Source organism: Enterococcus columbae DSM 7374 = ATCC 51263, from assembly GCF_000406925.1.
Lineage (GTDB): Bacteria > Bacillota > Bacilli > Lactobacillales > Enterococcaceae > Enterococcus_E > Enterococcus_E columbae.
This window is the reverse complement of sequence record NZ_KE136351.1, coordinates 136860-154715: the sequence shown is the minus strand read 5'-3', so window position 1 is coordinate 154715 and position 17856 is coordinate 136860. Positions and strand designations below refer to the sequence as shown.

Sequence of the window (17856 nt, the reverse complement as noted above, 5' to 3'; positions counted from 1 at the left end):
AGAATATGGATACTGATATTAATTCAATTGATTCAAGTTATACTAGAGATACAATAACCTATGATGATTCTAATATCGATACTATCATTTCAGATTTAAATAGTGTTATTTCCAAATTAAATAGCATTTCTTCGCATATTGGAACTATGGAAAGTCTTGATGTAAAGTGGGAAGGGGAAGCTAAAACACAATATAATGAGTTAAAAACTTTTATGAAGACTTATAAAGATGATTATAAGACAAGTGTTAAAGCGTTGAAAACAGCCGTTGTCGGTTTAAAAACATTGTTAGGTAGTATTCCTAGTGCTAATGTAATAAAGGAGATAGATAACGCATGAAGTTTACGATTGAAGCTATTTATACCGTACACTTGATGAATAATTTTTCGGATGATTTGATATTTTTGCCTTGTCCTCATAGTGATTTAGATCGTAAAGAACAACTAACATTGACAATTAAGCAAGGTTATGAAGACTTAAAAGCAATGGGACTCATTAGTCAGGAGAATGAACCAACGGATGAATGTGTTCGTTATGGGTCCTATTTAGCAGAGTATCACCAGTCTTTTGAGCACATTCGTGTTGATTTAGGGTATTTTTGTGCTCCAGAAGTAGATGACTTAGGGTATCAGTCTATTGTTATCCGAAAAGTAGATGACAATCATTATGTAATTGAGCGTCTCTTTAGTCATGTGTTTCTATCACTATTAATAACTACTCACCCTATCTTAAAGGGATTAGAAGACAAACAGAAACAATATTTACATTCTGATTGGGAACTTTATTCCTATATACGCCTAATGGCTTATTATGGTGATAGAGAAGCGATTCATGTGACTATTGAACGAGATAAAAAAGTAATTCATGATACCTTATATCTGGATATGGATAAAGGGATTTATGAATATAATCTGTTAAAAGAACAACTACGCTCAATTGCAGGAGTTGATTTACAACATTATTTAATTAGGGATTTAAAAGTGAAGGAGTAGAAATGGGAAAAAAAATAAGTGTTGATTTGGATGAACAACAGACTCTTTACTTGACCGCAATGGAAATATCAGGATATGCCCAAGAGATTGTGACTCTTATGAATCAAATTAGTGATAATCTTTCAACACTTTCTAGTAAAGGATATTTTCATGATCGGATGAGTCCTGAGAGTGATGAAGGGGATGGTATGGCTCGTTATATTCTTAAAGCTCAGGAATTTGAGACACTTTGTGAGGTTACTGCTCAACATATTCAGAATACTTACCAATCCATGACAGACACAGATAAAGCCTTAGCTGTTTATGTTCTAAATCTTATGCTTCAGGATTCAAGTACAGATGCAGCTAAGAAAGAGGAAATTCTTAATAATCAAGAAGCTTATGTTTCTCTGGTTGAAGAACAATTGAAATCATCAAAATAAGGAGGACAGGAATGACAGAGTATTATTCTAATAAATCAGACTTTTCAGGACAGTCCACCTCAGTTTATTCAGGAACAATGGGTACTGGGTATTATGGAGCAATAACCAGTAACTATGATCCTGGAACCAAAGTGACTAACATGTTGGACGATATTAGTACTGTTACCATCAAGGTTCAAAGTGAAGGTGTCTCTCATTTGTATCGTCGAATTGGAGATGCAGCCTTGGGAACTGAAAAAAGCAGTTCTACCTTTACAAACGCTGTTGATCGCTCTCAAACACTTCTAGCGGCAGCTAAACGTATTCATCGTGAAATCATGCAAAACATTGATAGTAAGTTTGTCAAGGGTCTAGATGAAGCTTACACTAGTTTGAATGAGATTAATGGGAGTGAAACAACTTATCAAACGACCAATATGACCTATGGTGTGACAAAAACCTATCAATTAGGCTATAGTACTATCTATGGAAGTCAAACTAAAACGATTACAGTTCAAGAACACTATACTTTGGCAGAGATACTAGGAGCTGATAGCCCTATTCTAGCCGCACAGGATATTTATACCCAACGCTTAGCTGCTATCAAAGAAATGCTTAAAACAGGGGATAACTTAACGGCTAAGCAAATTAAAGAACTCAAGGGCAAAAGTAATCAAGAGTTGATGGAGACATTCTACCCAACACTTCAAAGTGATTATGAAAAAATCAAAGGGAGTAGTTTTCAAGAGGACCATAAGAAAGTGCTTCAGTATCTTGAGATTGGTTTGACGGTTGCAGCAGGTCTGGTTGCCATAGTAGCGACTGCAGGAACAGCAACACCAGCTATAGCAGCTGCAGCGACAGCATCTAATGCTTATCTGCTTGGTAGTACAGCCTATTCGGTAGCGACAGGAGAGACTTTAATAACCGGAACGAAGTTAAGTACTGAGGAACGATTATGGGCAGCAGCCGATCTTGTGGCAACTGGTTTAAGTGCAGGGTCAACGAAAATATTAGGTTTGGCAGAAGCTGGCAAACTCTCTACTAAAGCAGCCGATGTTGTCGAAGGTAGTAGCTCTTTGTTAAAAGTGACGAAGCATACAGATGATGTGATGGACGCGATTAACATTGGTAAGGATGTTGTGACAGGAGATGTGCAGTCCTTAGTAATGGACGCGGGTATGGCAGGATTATCAGCAGTGGTTAAAGCCCGAAATAACACAATAGTGAAAACGGGTGGAGATTCTGTTAACTCAGATTATCAAAACTATGTTGCTCGCAAGAAAGCTAATGGTGAGTCTTACCTTTCAGAAGCTGATTGGACACAAAAAGTTAGCACCCTTAGCGCTAATACTGCGGCATACTCTGACTTTAAAGCAAGTGCATTAGAATCGTTCAAGGGAACAGCAACAGATGTGGAATCCAATATCACGATTGAGACACGAAATACAGCAGGTGATGTCCAGCGTGTTCAGGTGAAGGCGATAGGATTTGATGAAGCGGGTAACGTCCGTATCCAAGACTACACGACAGCAGCAAATGGGTTATCAGTCAACCGACAATCGCTCCTTGAGGACTTGTCTAAGTATGGGGGCACAATTGTTGGTGAAGGTAAAGGAGCTTTCACTGGTGGTACCGAAATTAATCCAGGAACACAGATTGATGTGGTGTCTCAAAAGAGAACTAATTATTTTTTGGATGGTAGTGGTAATAAAATTATTACTTTAGATAATGGAGAAAGAGCTTATCTATCTGAAGATTTATACAACGGAGAAAATATTCCAGTACGTTCCCCAGAGTTCTTAGATGACAATGGCCATATTGATTGGCCTAAAGCAAATGGTTTTATACTAGATTCCTCTGGTAATCCTATAACTAGTGATGCCAACTTGACAGCTGGGAGTACAATTGATAGATACGGAGAGTCTAGTGGTACCTTTGTCAGTCCAGTTGTTAATGGAGAAAGTTATCCCTACGAGTCTAGAGGATTACCTTATCCAGAATCTTATCAGCAAAAGCATACTTATGAAGTTGTTAAGGATATTAATAAAACAAATTATGAAGAAGCTTTTGCCAATTTAAGTTTTGATGAACAACAAGATTTATTAGGAGATATGATAGACTACCATTTCACGGCCGAAGATATTTATAATCCTCAGATTGGAGAAATTTCAGAGGTTTTTGGAGCAGGTGGAGGTCAACAGATAAAATTAGGAACAAGTGTTTCTATTTATGAAAAACTTGGTTTTTTGAAAGAGGTTAAATAATGTCAGATTTGTTACAACAAAGAAAAGAATTACAAGAGGAAATAAATAAACGGAATTATCAGTCTTTACGTTACTCTATTTTAGGTGAAAAAAGACCTGGTGAATGGGAAGTGCGTATTGATTATGATAAAAAAATGGGAAAATATTTTGTTTATAAAACAATGGATCAAGCCTCAATAATGGGAAAATATGAGTATTCAGATTTTAATTCAGCAAAAGAAAGATTTTTGGCTATATTAGATTCTACTGTTCAATCTAGTAGACGTAAAGTTTTGCGTGGAGAGCTACCAAACTATTTTTCTCCCTTATGGGATCAAGTTAAATCTATTACACTTAATTCCAAAGTAATTGATTCTATTGGTATTGTAGATAATAATTTGGAACTATTATTAATTGATGATAATCTTTGGAATTCAGATACTGAACACGACCATCTTCTCAAACTTCAAGAAAAAATCAATAATTATATTCACTTTCTTGAAAGCAAGCAATATGTTGAAAGGTATGGCGATAACTTCAAAGAAAAGGTCATCCATGTTACCTTCCAATATGCTCTTTCAGATAATGGTCTTGCTTTTCTAGTTCAAGTTCAAAAGGTTTTACAATCAACTGATATGAGCTTGAGGGTAACTTTACCAGATTGATTTTAAGGCGCTTTTGCGTCTTTTTCAATTCTTCAATCGTAATCTTCTTTCACTAGTGAACTATTTGTAAAACACTAGCTGAATTGTAATTTCTTTTTTCATCTCTTGATTGCTATTGATAGATACATTCTCTTTAAAGCTCTGCGATTTTCAAAAAAGGTCACTTTTGGTTGTTCGATATCTCTATCCAGAAGTTCTTATTAAAGACCATCCAATCAATTTGCAAGCCGTTAAGTCTAACTTAAAAGCTATGACGATTGATAAAGGCCTTGAAGCAATGAAAGGGAACGTATTAAAAAAAATAACTTTTGGACTAAGTAGTTTAGTCTCAGATTTTAAGGCAATTAAGAATGCTAAAGGGCTTGGTAAAGTGATTCCAGGAGTTAATTTGGCGGCAGACCTTTTTGAAGTTGGGGAAGGAGCAATGCAGACAGATGATTTGGCAGAGAAAAATGGTCTAAAACAAGGGAGTGCTGAATATATTGCCTCACAAGCAGCAGGTATCGGCATTGATTCTGCCAAAGTTGGAGTGGATGCTGCTGCAGCCACGGTTGGTTACTCGGTTGGAGTGACAGCAGCAACTGTTTTAGGGGTAACCGCAGGTGTTGCAGCTGCTCCGGTATTAGTAGGAGCCGGTGCTGTAATAGGTGGTTTAGCGATGAGTGCTGTAGCTGTTAAGCTTGTTTCATTTGTCGATGATCAATTGAATCTAACTAAAGGAGCAAAAAAAATGGCGGTCAAAAGTATAAAAGCCATTTCAAATGGTATGAAAAGCTTTGGGAAAACATTAAGGAAGGTGTTTGGATGAGTAAAATCAAACGATTTATAAAGAGATTTTGTACACGTCCTTTATACACTGAAGGCTCTTTTGCGTATGGCGTACAAGGCTGTCTATTTTTGGCATTCTTGGGTACCGCAGTGTTTTTAGGAACATTTAGTAACTATAACGAATTTCATCTTTACGCAGGTATCCTGACAACAATTTTTTTGCTACTTGCTATATTAAATCGGATAGGAAAGAGATATTGTGGGAATTTGCAATCGCATTGGTTAAAATTACCATATATAACGACTATGATAACGATTGTTATCGCTTATATAACGCTGGTATTAACTAGTAGTGATACAGATAGGATGTTTGTTATTTGGTATCCAATTATAGTTCCTTTATTATCTTGGATCTGGCAATTTATATTTATGGATAAATTTACTGGAGAAGAACAAAAGAGAATGAAAGCACTAATCTTAGGAGTACCTCTGTTTATTGCACTTTTGGCGATGGCAGGTAGTGTTATTCTAAACACTTTTAAATTTGTTACATTGTCTGTCACTGCAGCTATATGTCTTGCTTTTATAAATACGGTATGTCCTATGGATTTTACTAGAACTTCAGAATATTGGCATCCAGAATTGAAACAATCTCGTTATGATGGGAAAGCGATGGCGGCTTTACGCCAAACAAAAAGTATAAAGAAAACTGATCAGCAAAAAATGAAGTTAAGGAAATAGATTAGGATGAGTAAAATCAAACGATTTATAAAGAGATTTTGTACACGTCCTTTATACACTGAAGGTGCTACGGTGTTAATCCCTTTAATTCAGGGCGCGATTTTACTGTCAGAAGCAATAAACCACGCAGTCAATCAATAAAGAGGATATTAATAGTGTTATATTTTTAGGCTACGTGGACATTGAATTTCAAAATTTTTTAAGAGAAGCAAAAACGTTTGAAGAGAGTACAAAACTAAGTAAACTAAAAGCAAAAAAACTTAGAGGAGATCAACATGAGCTTTAAATCAAAAAGGTGGAAGTTTATTTTTTTACTTATTCCCATTCTTATGGTCTTTGGAATAATAGAATCGAAGATTGATTCAAAATCTTCAAAAGATGGTATATACTATTTGGTTGTTGAAAATCAAGCCACAAAAAAAGCTTCTATAGATAAAACATCATGGATAAAAGTTGAGGGAACGACGTTGACAATTAATGAAAATGGTACGGAAATTTCTTATAAGTATGATGTAGATAAAAAAATTTGAGAAAGATTCAATGACTTACGTTTGTTTATTTAATAGTGGAATACTGACAATTGCAACTAATGATGAATCAGTAGAGTTTATTACATATGTTAGTCCTAAAAGTAAGATGTATTCGGGATATGAGGACGGAAACGTAGAGATAACTAAATAAGTATAGAATGATAATTAGTTTATAACTCGATTGGCAAATAAAAATCAGTAATCATTATTTTATTGAATTATAAGATATAAAATTTAAAAGCAATAAAAATGGCGTTTAACGCTAGCTCCCCTAGTCTTTTTGATGAGATTTCAGGCTTGTACTCAGCTGTGTTACAAGGGTTCAGCCAAGTGACTTCTGATTATAACAGTTTCAACAAGACAAAAAATTTTCCAGAGTATAATAGTGCTAACTTATCTTGGGTGCAGATCATTAATGCTCGAGTTAGTACTTCATCAGATAAAAATAAAGAGATATTAGATAAAGCGGAAGAGGCTTGTAAACGTGGGTGGATTGATGAAAATACTTTAAACTCAATTAAAAGTGGTATTTTATCAGGAACAGGAGCATTTACCAAAGAACTTATTAAGTCCAAAATTACAGATGAGGCTGTCGATAAATTTACCGAAGCTTCTTGGAAGACACTTTCTCAGAATATTAACACGATGCAGTATGGTCTGGTTGGATCACTTGCTGGTGGAGGAAGTAGTAGTATAGTATCTTTGGATGTTAATCCAGGATATGCAAATCTCATCAGAAGTGCATCCCCATATGTTAAATATGCTCCAGTTGGTATTGGGGCGGCAATAGATTTTGGTAGTCAGGTGGCAGACGGTGAGTCTACTACTGATGCCGCTATTAAGACCGGTGTCCATGTAGCAATTGGGGTTGCGGGAGCAGCTGCAGGAAAGATTGCAGGAACAGCTGTTGCGGGTGCTTTAGCTACATCTGTTATTGGTGCTCCTTTAGCACCAATCGCTGGAATTGCAGTAGATTTTGTGGTTACATCAGCAATTTCTGTCGGCGGTTCACTGATATTTGATGCTGTTTATGATAACAAGGAAGAGATCATTGATTGGAGTTCAGATAAACTTATGGAAGCCAAAGAAGGTCTAGATAATATCGGAGATGCAATTTCGGATATTTTCAGTGGATTAGGAAGTGTTTTTAATTAATTATGGAAAAAGCAAATACAGATATTTTATCTAAAATTGAACTCTTTCATGATAGCGAAAGAACTTATTACTATGATATGAATGAAGGACAGTTGTATCTTCAAAATCAGAATACTTTGAAATACAGAGAACAATCTAAAAAATTATTAGAAAATGCCACAGGAATATCATTAACGATTGGGTTGATTTCAATAATTATCAATAAGTGGTATCGTTCTATTGCAACATTTCAAACTCAGTTTATGGTCTTGTTTTTGGGATTAGTCTTATTTCTCTTTTTATGGAAATATTTAAATGATTTTATCAAGAAACATATGAGTGACTATTCCATTTCTATCCCACTTCATTTACAACTAGCAGAGGTTGAGGATTTACTTGATAAGTCTACTAAAACAGCCAATAGTTTCAAAAATATTTGCTTAATATCATTTTTATCTGCAGCTGTTGGCTTAGTCCTATTTTTAAAATTTTCCATACTTATTGGTTTAGCGCTCACAATCATTAGCTTACTATTGTCTTTGGCAATACTCAAATACTTAAATATTTCAGGACGTTATAAAGCTATTAACCATTTACGTAATCGAATCATTGAGGTTACTAACCAAAAAAATGAATAGATTATTTAGAAATTTACTGATTGATCTTCAATGATTTAATTTAATCAATTTTTAATTGAGTTTTGAATAATTGAGTTTTGAAATTTCTAATATGTTGCTATTGGAAGTGTTGTTAAATTAAAAAATGGAAAAACTAAACTAATGATTTTAAACTGTTTTCCATTTTATAATGACAGCTGGTACAGCCATGACAGTTATAAATAATGTTAACGCAGACTTTATTAATGCTGATGGCGGCATCAATAGTGTTAAAAATTGGAAAAATTTTGCCATAGATATGAGTGTTGATTTAGTTTCGGGAGCTGGAGCAACGGGAGCGGGAGCGGCATTTGGATCACTTTTTGTCCCACCTATTGGTACTGTTGTAGGTGCAGCGGCAGGTATGGGAGTGTCTTGGGGTATGAACCAAGACTGGTTCGGTGGAAAATCAGCAACCACTTGGGTAAAAGATAGTTTGAAAGGGTTATTTAATTGAATATGAAAAGAAATGAGAAAACATTTACAAGATATTATCTTCCTTTTTTAAGTAGTGCCATGTCTCTTAGTCTTATCAGATTTTCTTGGCTATCTGCCATATTATCGCTATTTCACTACGCAATAACATGTTTTAATGATCAAAGTGGATATTATAAGGCGATTTTTCAACTGTTTATCATTGTGAATGCATGTAGTATCGTTCTTTCGTTTATAAAAAGAATATATTACAAATTTCAGGTAGCAACTTTTATCCTTATTGGAATAAATTTTTTAATAATTTTATTAGATCTGGATTTTCTTGGCCTTTTAATGTTTACTAATGCTAATGTAAATTACAACAATGTGTATTCTTGGTATGCTTTGCTTTATATTATTGTAATGTTAGTTACTATCATTGTTTCGAGCGTCTATTATGGGTATTGCTATAAGATCAAAAAAGAGCGGGTCCTTGGTTGCGGAGTTGAAGCCAAGAAAAAAGAAAATTCTCATTTATTAAGCTATGGCATTATCTTTGGATTAGTGTTGCTAGCTCCATCTCTATTAACAGGTCATATTCAAAATTTATTTGGTGTACTATTAGGACTATTATTTTCGGTAGTTTCCCCAGGTCTTATTGTCGACTCGTTTTATGCCGCTTATCTCATTCATAAAGATCCAGAATATAAGGAAACGAGGGAGACGATGAAGTCTAAGTGAAAAATATTTACCTCTAAAAATTTGAGAGGCTAATTTCAATGAATTTGAAATAAGCGGCATCAATAGTGTTAAAAATTGGAAAAATTTTGCCATAGATACGAGTGTTGATTCAGTTTCGGGAGCTGGAGCAACGGGAGCGGGAGCGGCATTTGGGGCAACAGCAGGATCGTTATTTGCTCCACCTCTAGGTACTGTGGGTGGTGCATTGTTAGGGCAGGTAATGTTTTCATTTATGCTTAATGATGTGTCATTCCGGGATGGAAAATCAATAACTACTATGGTAAAAGATAATTTGAAAGGATGGTTTAACTAACATGAAACAAAGATATTATCTTCCTTTTTTAAGTGGCGCTATGTCCCTCAGTATGATTGGTTTTTCTTGGCTAACGGTTATGTTATCGTTATTTCACTATGCTATAACATCATATGAGATTCAAAGTGAGTATTGTAAGTTGATTTTTCAAGTATTTGTAATTATGAATGTATGTAGTATCGTTCTTTCATTTATGAAAAGAATATATTACAAATTTCAGGTAGCAACCTTTATCCTTATTGGAATAAATTTTTTAATATTTTTATTAGATATGAATTTTATTGGATTCTTCATGTTTGCTGAAAAAAATGTGTATTCTTGGTATGCTTTGCTTTATATTATTGTAATGTTGGTTACCATCATTGTTTCGAGCGTCTATTATGGGTATTGTTATAAGGTCAAAAAAGAGCGGGTCCTTGGTTGCGGAGTTGAAGCCGAGAAAAAAGAAAATTCTCATTTATTAAGCTATGGCATTATCTTTGGATTAGTGTTGCTAGCTCCATCTCTATTAACAGGTCATATTCAAAGTTTATTTGGTGTACTATTAGGACTATTATTTTCGGTAGTTTCCCCAGGTCTTATTGTCGACTCGTTTTATGCCGCTTATCTCATTCATAAAGATCCAGAATATAAGGAAACGAGGTAACTATTAATGGAACTTACAACGAAAAACTTGACAATTATTAATCAAATCGGTTATGAGACAACGATACCTGAAAAATGGACAAGTGAACAACTTTGTCAAGAGGTATTTAAGTCTTCTCAAAATTTTATTTTCGAAATGTTGGAACAAGGTTTTTACTCTGATGGGCCGGTATATTTTGCTATAAATCCTTTTAAGGCAGGTGAAAGAGGATTTTTCTCAAAGAAAAAAAGCATAACCATCTTTACAACATTTGGAAATGCTTTTCAAAAACTGGGTGAGAATAAATCTTCTATCATTTTTACAGAGCATAAATTAGTAAAAAGTGATGATTATACTCGCCTATCACTTGCGGAATTAGATCAGTATTATAGAGAATTATCTAGTAAATATAACGAGGAACAGTTGGAAAATATTTTAGTTTATCATGTTTTATTTTATCAAGATGATGAATTATTAATCGATGTCTATAGTGAGGTAGTGTAATTATGAGATATAGAGTAGCTGAAGGAGTTGGAAATCGAGATTCTTTCTTTGTTGAAAATGTTGTGAGGAGACGCCAGACTTTTCATTTTAGCGAGATGACGGAACGACTTGATTCTTTTATGCATGCTGTTCAAGCTTTGGGGTTACATCCCAACGATACACTGTTTTATAGCTTGAATAACACGCCATATGATGAGAATGTGGACATAGAATTCTTTTTACCTGTAAAAGAAACCTATGTAGAAAGCGACGAGTTTATTTTCTCATCATATTTTGAAATGAATAATATGATTTTGACAACGGTCGATAATAATTATGAAACTTTAACGGAAGTTGCTTATGCTCGTCTTTTATGGACATTGGAAGCCAATAATAAGGAAATGAATACACCATTTTACCATATCTTACCAGCAGATGGTTCTGGACAAGTCATAGTATTTCTTGGTTACGCTTATTAAATAGGATATTGAAAACTGAATAGTTAATGTAATGTTAGGAAAATAAAATCTAACTTTGAATACGGGTTCGTACATCTTTTTCTCTCATTCTTCAATTGTAATCTTCTTTTACTAGTGAACTACTTGTAAAGCCCAGCTGAATTACCATTCTTTTTTTCATCTTTTGCTTGCTATTGATAGTTACATTTTCATTAAAGCTCTGCGATTTTCAAAACGCCATACATCAAAAATCGGAAACAATATAAAGCTGGTTTTCGTGAGCGGAATAAATCATGTCAATCAATACTAGAAAAAATGTAAACCAGGTAAGATTGATGATCCAGTTGAAACGACTAAAAATATTGGAAAAGCTATCTCAAATACAGCCAACAATGTTATATCATCAATAGGTGGGAACATATCGAATAGGATAAATTCGACAACATCAAGTTTAGGTTGGTTGGGATAGGAGGTTATGATGAAAAAAACACTATTTAATACTTCACTAGAAGAAAGCATGAATCTGGTGACGGATAAGTATATCCAGACATCAATGGAAGATATTAACGAAAAAGGTTACTGGCGAAAAATTATTGGATTTTTTACTGTATTGTTTTTTATGCTATGTATATATTGGATAGGTATTTATACTGACAATCATGCAGGGAGACCTTATTTTATTAAAGCTGCTACTCTAATGTTAATTCCTCTACTCATTGGAATTCTACCAACGTGTTATTATCTTTTGGAGACGCGAAAAATTAAGAATAATCGGGTTTTATCTTACTATTATTTTAATAAGAGTATGTTTGTCATAATGGGGTGTCTTCATATTCAGGGAATTATTTTTAGTATCATTGGAGCTTCCTTAGTTTTGGGAAATATTTTAGGAACTGCAATCTATGTCTTACTATTTTTATTTGCCGGACTTGAGCGCTATCAATGGTTTAAACAAGATGCCTTAAAAGCTCTTTATGGTCAACAGTCTTTCAAGAATCCTCTAGCCCGCTTTTTAGATTATTTTGTGACTTTTTCTAAAAAGTATGGTGGGAAAGTTGTTCTACTTCTCTTTATTCTACGTTTATTTTTACCAGGAGGAGGTGATATTTATCGTAATGATCTATTTAGAACCTTAGGGTTGCTAGGTTTCCCTTTAGTTATGTTATTAGGATTTTATTTTTTAATTGCTTTAGGAGCAGATAATTTCCAAGGTTACTATTTACAAAAATACTTAGAAGATTATCGTCAATTATCTGATTACTCCATTGAAGAATGGTACGGAAAAAAATCCAAAATGTACAAAGAATCGTTGAAAAAATGATATCTTGGATAAGGAGGATACATGCAACTATTTAAATTTAGTTTTGAAGAAAGTGAATATATTGTAGATGAAGCCTATGTTAAGAGAACATATCAGCCGTCTAAAAAGAAACGATTCATAGGAATGTTTTTATTAGCATTGTTACTATATATTGGTTTAGTGATGCTTCCAATGCTTATGCAAATTTTGATGATAAATAATCCTCAAAATTTAAAACTTAATTTTTTAAACATTCCAATCTTAGTTTTAATAGTACTATTTTATAGTAGCTACGTATTTTTATCAGTTAAAAACTTTAGAAGAAATTTTATAAAAAAATATCTAACATATTTTTATATAACTCTTTCTTTAATTGTGCTAATGTTTATTTTTGAAATTGTAGAGCTATCACAATTTCTAGAAGGGGGAGTATTTGTTCCTGTTCTCTCTTTTTCTATCTTTATTATTACAATTTATTATACACAGTATAGGCTTCATAAAGGGATAAAACAGAGTGTAAAAAATAAAGAAATGTTTAATTCAATCGCCTATATTTTATCAGAAAAAGTTGGTATTATTTTATTGATTCTAGGAAGTAGTGGACTCCCTGCATTAATTGCTATTGCCAATATTTATTCAAATGGAAGTGTAAACAGAGGTATAGATGCTATACTGGAACCTTTTATACCGACGATAATCTATTTAGGGGTATATTTTCTGATGATAGAGTCATATAAGGGTTATTATGTAGTCAAGTATTTTGAACAATACCGTGTTAAATTTGACTACTCCATTGAAGAATGGTACGGAAAAAAATCCAAAATGTACAAAGAATCGTTGAAAAAATGATACCTTGGATAAGGAGAATGTATGTAACTATTTAAATTTAGTTTTGAAGAGAGTGGATATATTGTAGATGAAGCCTTTGTTAAACGTTCAATGGAAAAGTCTATCAATAAGCGTTTCTTGGTTTTATTCATTATAGCGTTTCTTGATTATTTCTTGATGAGTTTTTTACCTGTTATTATGGGTATTCAAACAATCAAAGAATATCATTTTATCAATTATCCTTTATTGATAGCAGTTCTTATTATTTATTTAGTTTACATTATATTTTCAATAAGGCATCATCACCGAAATATTTACAAAAAATACTTTAGCTCATGCTATCTAGTTTTAACCCTTTTTATACTTTTCTTCTCTGGTTCAATTGCTATCATTTTTTTGATTTATCAGAAAAATCCAATTGTAGCTATTTTGGATTTGATACTAACAGTAGGTTTTATTATCAATTCTCAAATTAGAATGTTTCAAGGAATAAAATCGAGTGTTCAAAAACATGAAAAATTTAATAGTAGAGCATATCTACTATCAGAAAAAATAGGTTGCATTTTGTTAGTTGTTGGCGGAAGTGGTATTACAGCTCTTTCTGCTATCATCAATATTCGAACAAATGGAGCATCAAATGGTGGAGCAATTGGTACTGCGATTCCAGTTCCTATACTAGGAACAATTTTAGGAGCTGCGGCAGGGGCAGTAGTCGGATTTGCTGTCGGTGGAGTCATTTCACTAGCAAAATGTGTAAATCCAGATTTTGCAAGTGATGCTAAAGAATTTGCTTATACAGTATATGATAATACTACAGAGAAAATAAAAAAAGTAGGTAAAGTAGTAGCTTCTTCAGCATCTGAAACGGTGAAAACAGTTTTAAATTATATTAGTGGTATAGGTAAAGCAATAGATTTTGGAGGGTGACAATGAAGAAAAATATATTTAACGCTAAATTTGAAGATAGTCTAAATTTACATGATGATGCGATAATTTCATTCGCTTTAAATAACTTCTTAAAAGAAGTTGAAACAGAAGAGAAAATGGCACTTAGAGGAACGTTAAAATCAACCATTTGGGTAATTATTTTAGCAATCATCTGTGTTTTCGGTTTAAATTTATTGCCTGCTTTTTTATCGGATTTAATATTTAGAAGCGGTAGTTTTAACGATTTCTTAGTACCACCTGCTACTAACTTTATGACATATAAGCTTTATTATATTTTTGCTATCGTATGGTTAGGAGTAGTCTTTTTGGGAAAATTATTAAATCAACGTTTCATTTTGGGATATCGAGGGCATTTTCATATATTTGTGACAGATATCTTATGGTTCTTGATTGAGGTTAATTTATTTTTTATAACATTTATTTTTCCAACTTTGGGCAAATTAAATGCAATACTATTTTCTGCGCTGAATGTTTTTATATTTATTTTGCTATTTTATTTTAGGTATCAATCAATAAAAAAATGTTTGTATGGTGATGCTGAAAAGGAGTCAAAAAGTGTTCGTGTCTTAGGGGAAGGACTTCAATTTCTGAAAAAATACGGTGGATTTATTATATTCATTCTAGCTTTTACTAGCTTCTTTCTGAGAAATAGAACTATGGAGCTATCAGATAATATCACTTTTTTAAGCTTTTTAGTTCTTTTTTTAGCCTTAAATAGTATCGTTGCAGTATTTGAAATCTATTTGATATTCCCTTACCTACTAACTGGTTATTATAAACTAAAGTACCCAGAAGAATACCGAAATTGGGAAGGTAAGACTAAAACTGAGTTTTACGGTAATTCTTATTTGAAAAAACACAAGGAGTTAACAGAAAATGAATAAATCAAAAGAATTATTAACCACTAGGAAGTATTGTTTATCTTGAAGAGGAAACACAAAAGTTAGTTATTGTTGGTCGTGGGGCTATTTTTGAAGATCCTGATACCAAGGAGCAGGTCTTTGTGGGCTATATGGGAGTTCTCTACCCCGTAGGATTGCAAACAAATTCAACGTTATTTTTCCAACATGAAAATATTGATGAAGTTGTTTTTGAGGGCTATCATGATGATGAAGAAGATAGATTTTTAAAAGTTTATCATGAGTGGGAAGAAAACTTGGAAATTCCACGAAAGCAGATTGACTAATTGATTTTAAGGCACTTTTGCATCTTTGTCTCTCATTCTTTAATTGTAATCTTCTTTTACTAGTAAATTATTTGTAAAGTACAGCTGAATTACCATTCTTTTTTTCATCTTTTGCTTGCTATTATCAATGGTGTAGAAGGAATCTGGATAAGGAAAATTACAAATGGGTAAAGTAATGATATAATCAAGTCGTATAAGTATATTCTAGTCACTGAAGATGGAGAAAAACCAAGCATCATACTAGATGGAGGAATCAGAATGAAAAAATTTAGTGACCCAAGATGGAACGATACAACGATTCCTGAAGTTGTCGGCATTCGAGAACTTACAGAAGAAGAAAAAGAGCGAGAAAAAGCATTTAATGAACAATTTGAAAAATGGTTAAAAGATAGGTACCCAAAACAACAAGCAAAGAAAAAACAAGAGGATTAACATGTAAATGAAAAATCTAATTGGCAAGGATTCTTATGCTTAAAATTAGGAAAATAGTCTATGCAGCGATAAAACTAAGAAGCGCTTAAGCTATTTATCAAAATGGGCTGACCCATTAGTCCCTTTTGAATCCAAAAATCGAAGGCACCCTTGAAAGATGTCTTCGATTTTTTTGTTTTTTGGATGAAATATAGAGGATTTCCCCCTATATTTGGTTTTGTATGATTATTTTTCCCTCATATTTCCTTACTCTAGTTACTAATTTCCTAAAATTGTGCGCAAGAAATACAAGTCCCATTTCCTTAAAAATTTTTTCAGCTCCTCGGACATGGAATCTTCTAAAATTCATATTTTGTTTAATATTCCCAAAAACAGTTTCGACATCTGTCTTTCGCTGCGCATAGTATAAGGCTGTTTCTTTGCTTTCTATCTTTTCTTTCGCTTTTATTTTTATATATTCCCAGGTTGGATTGATATTCAAACGTCGATTTTTTCCTTCTTTTGCTTTGGTACATTTCTCTCTCAATGGACATCCTGTACAATCTTCACATTCATAGATTTTGAAGTTTCGAATAAATCCATTTCTATCTTTACGTTGTGAATAATGTGAGAACACTACTCTTTTCTGATTGGGACATATATAGTAATCATCCAACTCATTGTAAGGCCAATTATCTCGATGAAACTGATTTTGTTTATGGGCGCGTTTCTTCTCTTTTAAGTATCCTTGATGGGGGATAATTGGTGTAGATTCTGTTTCGTCTAACACATAACAATAATTTTCTTCACTTGCATAACCAGCATCTGCGACAATATTTTCTGGTAAACCTACTTTTGATTCAATCTTTTCAAGAAATGGGATAAATGTTCGTGTGTCTGTTGGATTTGGATAACAATCATAAGCAAGAGCAAATTGATTTTCTGTCGCAAGTTGAATATTATAACCGGGTTTTAGTTGACCATTAAGCATGTGATCTTCTTTCATTCGCATAAAAGTAGCGTCATAATCTGTCTTTGAGAAACTATTACGCACCCACATAATCACCAATTGTTCTTCGTAGCGCATTTTTCTTTGGACGAAATCATCAAATTGCTTTTTCTGCTTATGAACTTCAGATTTTTCTTTACGAAGTAATTTTCGTTCTTCTACCGTTTCGGTTTGGTCAATCGCTTCAATTAATTGTTCTTCCTTTTCTTCCAAAGATTGACGAATCCTTTCAATCTCTTCTATGGAAAGTTCATCCTTTAAATCATCTATTAACTCAGGTAAGATTTTTGTTTCCACCATTTGTTGGTAGTTTTCAAGGGCTTTTTGATCAAGGTTATCCTTATACTTTAAAATACTTTTTTTCCAAACAAAAGAGTATTTATTCGCATCCGCTTCAATTTTTGTACCATCTATGTATAAAGCACTCCCGCTGATTAAGCCACTTTGAACCAGTAGCTCACGAAATTGAATAAACGAATGGTCTAGAATATCGTTCATAATCGGATGAACGCGAAAACGATTAATGGTACGAAAGTTAGGGATTTGGTCTTGAGATAAGTAGCGCATCCGAATACTATCTATCAACATATTTTGTATTTGGCGGCCGGAATAAACACCTTGAATATAGGCACAAAGAATAACAGAAAGTAACATACGAGGGTGATATTGAGGTCTACCCATAGATTGATAATAAGGAAGGAAGACTGCATCGGGAATAGAGTCAACAAACTGCACAATGGCATGAGCGAAATCATTTTTTTCTAATTTAATTTCAAGATCTATAGGCAAACAAACTTGTTTTATGTTATAATTTTGATACATGATAAAGCACCTCTCTTAAATGGATTAGTCACCTATATTATAGCAGAGTGTGCTTTATTTTTGTATTCACTTTCAAAAGATAAATAGAGGTCTTTCCACTACTATCTAAATGGAAAGACCTCTATTTTTTCATTTAGGAGCTACTTTTGGGTCAGCCCCTTAACTTCAATATCCAAATGATATATT

Annotated in this window: 21 protein-coding genes and 1 pseudogene; 21 read left to right on the top strand and 1 reads right to left on the bottom strand. The window is 33.3% G+C overall.

The genetic code is table 11. The features are described 5' to 3' along the window. Positions 1 to 5 precede the first annotated feature (5 nt). From RK02_RS11095 to RK02_RS12400, 21 genes and pseudogenes are all read left to right on the top strand, one after another. On the top strand, positions 6 to 338 hold the full coding sequence (locus tag RK02_RS11095; RefSeq protein ID WP_016184335.1) for a hypothetical protein: 333 nt from the start codon (positions 6 to 8) through the stop codon (positions 336 to 338). Next, a complete protein-coding gene (locus RK02_RS11090; protein WP_016184334.1) occupies positions 335 to 991 on the top strand; it encodes a hypothetical protein in 657 nt (218 codons plus the stop codon). Before RK02_RS11095 ends, RK02_RS11090 begins: the two co-directional genes overlap by 4 nt. Positions 992 to 993: 2 nt before the next feature. Then, positions 994 to 1413, top strand: a complete 420-nt coding sequence (locus tag RK02_RS11085) for a hypothetical protein (RefSeq protein WP_016184333.1) — start codon at positions 994 to 996, stop codon at positions 1411 to 1413. An 11-nt stretch (positions 1414 to 1424) separates the two neighbouring features. Next, positions 1425 to 3659 carry a glycohydrolase toxin TNT-related protein gene (locus tag RK02_RS11080; RefSeq protein WP_016184332.1) on the top strand — a complete coding sequence of 745 codons (2235 nt, stop codon included), beginning with the start codon at positions 1425 to 1427 and terminating at the stop codon, positions 3657 to 3659. Next, on the top strand, positions 3659 to 4303 hold the full coding sequence (locus tag RK02_RS11075) for an Imm59 family immunity protein (protein ID WP_016184331.1): 645 nt from the start codon (positions 3659 to 3661) through the stop codon (positions 4301 to 4303). Before RK02_RS11080 ends, RK02_RS11075 begins: the two co-directional genes overlap by 1 nt. A 115-nt stretch (positions 4304 to 4418) precedes the next feature. Further along, positions 4419 to 5111: a hypothetical protein gene (locus tag RK02_RS11070; RefSeq protein ID WP_248623575.1), complete on the top strand. Its 693-nt coding sequence runs from the start codon at positions 4419 to 4421 to the stop codon at positions 5109 to 5111. Continuing rightward, a complete protein-coding gene (locus tag RK02_RS11065) occupies positions 5108 to 5812 on the top strand; it encodes a hypothetical protein (RefSeq protein WP_016184329.1) in 705 nt (234 codons plus the stop codon). The genes RK02_RS11070 and RK02_RS11065 overlap by 4 nt, the downstream gene beginning before the upstream one ends. A 275-nt stretch (positions 5813 to 6087) precedes the next feature. Continuing rightward, the gene (locus RK02_RS11060; RefSeq protein WP_016184327.1) at positions 6088 to 6342 is read left to right on the top strand and encodes a hypothetical protein; all 255 of its coding nucleotides are present in this window, start codon (positions 6088 to 6090) and stop codon (positions 6340 to 6342) included. 249 nt (positions 6343 to 6591) lie between these two features. Then, the gene (locus tag RK02_RS11055; protein WP_016184325.1) at positions 6592 to 7497 is read left to right on the top strand and encodes a hypothetical protein; all 906 of its coding nucleotides are present in this window, start codon (positions 6592 to 6594) and stop codon (positions 7495 to 7497) included. 2 nt (positions 7498 to 7499) lie between these two features. After that, the gene (locus tag RK02_RS11050; RefSeq protein WP_016184324.1) at positions 7500 to 8114 is read left to right on the top strand and encodes a hypothetical protein; all 615 of its coding nucleotides are present in this window, start codon (positions 7500 to 7502) and stop codon (positions 8112 to 8114) included. A 187-nt stretch (positions 8115 to 8301) separates the two neighbouring features. After that, complete coding sequence (locus RK02_RS11045) at positions 8302 to 8589, top strand: hypothetical protein (protein ID WP_018451719.1); 288 nt, start codon at positions 8302 to 8304, stop codon at positions 8587 to 8589. 2 nt (positions 8590 to 8591) lie between these two features. After that, the gene (locus RK02_RS11040; protein ID WP_016184322.1) at positions 8592 to 9287 is read left to right on the top strand and encodes a hypothetical protein; all 696 of its coding nucleotides are present in this window, start codon (positions 8592 to 8594) and stop codon (positions 9285 to 9287) included. A 314-nt stretch (positions 9288 to 9601) separates the two neighbouring features. Further along, the gene (locus RK02_RS11035) at positions 9602 to 10246 is read left to right on the top strand and encodes a hypothetical protein (protein ID WP_016184321.1); all 645 of its coding nucleotides are present in this window, start codon (positions 9602 to 9604) and stop codon (positions 10244 to 10246) included. 6 nt (positions 10247 to 10252) lie between these two features. Further along, complete coding sequence (locus tag RK02_RS11030; RefSeq protein ID WP_016184320.1) at positions 10253 to 10729, top strand: hypothetical protein; 477 nt, start codon at positions 10253 to 10255, stop codon at positions 10727 to 10729. Between the two features lie 2 nt (positions 10730 to 10731). Continuing rightward, a complete protein-coding gene (locus tag RK02_RS11025) occupies positions 10732 to 11187 on the top strand; it encodes a DUF5085 family protein (RefSeq protein ID WP_016184319.1) in 456 nt (151 codons plus the stop codon). 457 nt (positions 11188 to 11644) lie between these two features. Continuing rightward, positions 11645 to 12487 (top strand): hypothetical protein, encoded by an 843-nt coding sequence (locus RK02_RS11020; RefSeq protein ID WP_016184318.1) that lies wholly within the window; start codon positions 11645 to 11647, stop codon positions 12485 to 12487. A gap of 21 nt (positions 12488 to 12508) precedes the next feature. Continuing rightward, positions 12509 to 13315 carry a hypothetical protein gene (locus tag RK02_RS11015; protein WP_016184317.1) on the top strand — a complete coding sequence of 269 codons (807 nt, stop codon included), beginning with the start codon at positions 12509 to 12511 and terminating at the stop codon, positions 13313 to 13315. 156 nt (positions 13316 to 13471) lie between these two features. Continuing rightward, complete coding sequence (locus RK02_RS11010) at positions 13472 to 14221, top strand: hypothetical protein (protein ID WP_248620861.1); 750 nt, start codon at positions 13472 to 13474, stop codon at positions 14219 to 14221. 2 nt (positions 14222 to 14223) lie between these two features. Continuing rightward, positions 14224 to 15126: a hypothetical protein gene (locus RK02_RS11005; protein WP_016184315.1), complete on the top strand. Its 903-nt coding sequence runs from the start codon at positions 14224 to 14226 to the stop codon at positions 15124 to 15126. Continuing rightward, positions 15119 to 15428: pseudogene (locus tag RK02_RS11000) on the top strand (DUF4176 domain-containing protein). Before RK02_RS11005 ends, RK02_RS11000 begins: the two are co-directional and overlap by 8 nt. Positions 15429 to 15686: 258 nt before the next feature. Then, entirely contained in the window at positions 15687 to 15860 is a 174-nt protein-coding gene (locus RK02_RS12400; RefSeq protein WP_016184313.1) for a hypothetical protein, read from the top strand. 205 nt (positions 15861 to 16065) lie between these two features. Here the strand turns inward: RK02_RS12400 and RK02_RS10995 are convergent, their stop codons facing one another. Next, positions 16066 to 17670, bottom strand: a complete 1605-nt coding sequence (locus RK02_RS10995) for an IS1182 family transposase (protein ID WP_016184312.1) — start codon at positions 17668 to 17670, stop codon at positions 16066 to 16068. Positions 17671 to 17856 lie beyond the last annotated feature (186 nt).

Bases quoted from the DNA above. Each gene is read 5' to 3' on its own strand.
- RK02_RS11050 (WP_016184324.1), top strand. From the start codon at position 7,500: ATGGAAAAAGCAAATACAGATATTTTATCTAAAATTGAACTCTTTCAT.
- RK02_RS11085 (WP_016184333.1), top strand. From the start codon at position 994: ATGGGAAAAAAAATAAGTGTTGATTTGGATGAACAACAGACTCTTTAC.
- RK02_RS11080 (WP_016184332.1), top strand. From the start codon at position 1,425: ATGACAGAGTATTATTCTAATAAATCAGACTTTTCAGGACAGTCCACC.
- RK02_RS11010 (WP_248620861.1), top strand. From the start codon at position 13,472: ATGAGTTTTTTACCTGTTATTATGGGTATTCAAACAATCAAAGAATAT.
- RK02_RS11075 (WP_016184331.1), top strand. From the start codon at position 3,659: ATGTCAGATTTGTTACAACAAAGAAAAGAATTACAAGAGGAAATAAAT.
- RK02_RS11090 (WP_016184334.1), top strand. From the start codon at position 335: ATGAAGTTTACGATTGAAGCTATTTATACCGTACACTTGATGAATAAT.
- RK02_RS11060 (WP_016184327.1), top strand. From the start codon at position 6,088: ATGAGCTTTAAATCAAAAAGGTGGAAGTTTATTTTTTTACTTATTCCC.
- RK02_RS11040 (WP_016184322.1), top strand. From the start codon at position 8,592: ATGAAAAGAAATGAGAAAACATTTACAAGATATTATCTTCCTTTTTTA.
- RK02_RS11005 (WP_016184315.1), top strand. From the start codon at position 14,224: ATGAAGAAAAATATATTTAACGCTAAATTTGAAGATAGTCTAAATTTA.
- RK02_RS11065 (WP_016184329.1), top strand. From the start codon at position 5,108: ATGAGTAAAATCAAACGATTTATAAAGAGATTTTGTACACGTCCTTTA.
- RK02_RS11030 (WP_016184320.1), top strand. From the start codon at position 10,253: ATGGAACTTACAACGAAAAACTTGACAATTATTAATCAAATCGGTTAT.
- RK02_RS11025 (WP_016184319.1), top strand. From the start codon at position 10,732: ATGAGATATAGAGTAGCTGAAGGAGTTGGAAATCGAGATTCTTTCTTT.
- RK02_RS11035 (WP_016184321.1), top strand. From the start codon at position 9,602: ATGAAACAAAGATATTATCTTCCTTTTTTAAGTGGCGCTATGTCCCTC.
- RK02_RS12400 (WP_016184313.1), top strand. From the start codon at position 15,687: ATGAAAAAATTTAGTGACCCAAGATGGAACGATACAACGATTCCTGAA.
- RK02_RS11020 (WP_016184318.1), top strand. From the start codon at position 11,645: ATGAAAAAAACACTATTTAATACTTCACTAGAAGAAAGCATGAATCTG.
- RK02_RS11015 (WP_016184317.1), top strand. From the start codon at position 12,509: ATGCAACTATTTAAATTTAGTTTTGAAGAAAGTGAATATATTGTAGAT.
- RK02_RS11055 (WP_016184325.1), top strand. From the start codon at position 6,592: ATGGCGTTTAACGCTAGCTCCCCTAGTCTTTTTGATGAGATTTCAGGC.
- RK02_RS11095 (WP_016184335.1), top strand. From the start codon at position 6: ATGGATACTGATATTAATTCAATTGATTCAAGTTATACTAGAGATACA.
- RK02_RS11045 (WP_018451719.1), top strand. From the start codon at position 8,302: ATGACAGTTATAAATAATGTTAACGCAGACTTTATTAATGCTGATGGC.
- RK02_RS10995 (WP_016184312.1), bottom strand. From the start codon at position 17,670: ATGTATCAAAATTATAACATAAAACAAGTTTGTTTGCCTATAGATCTT.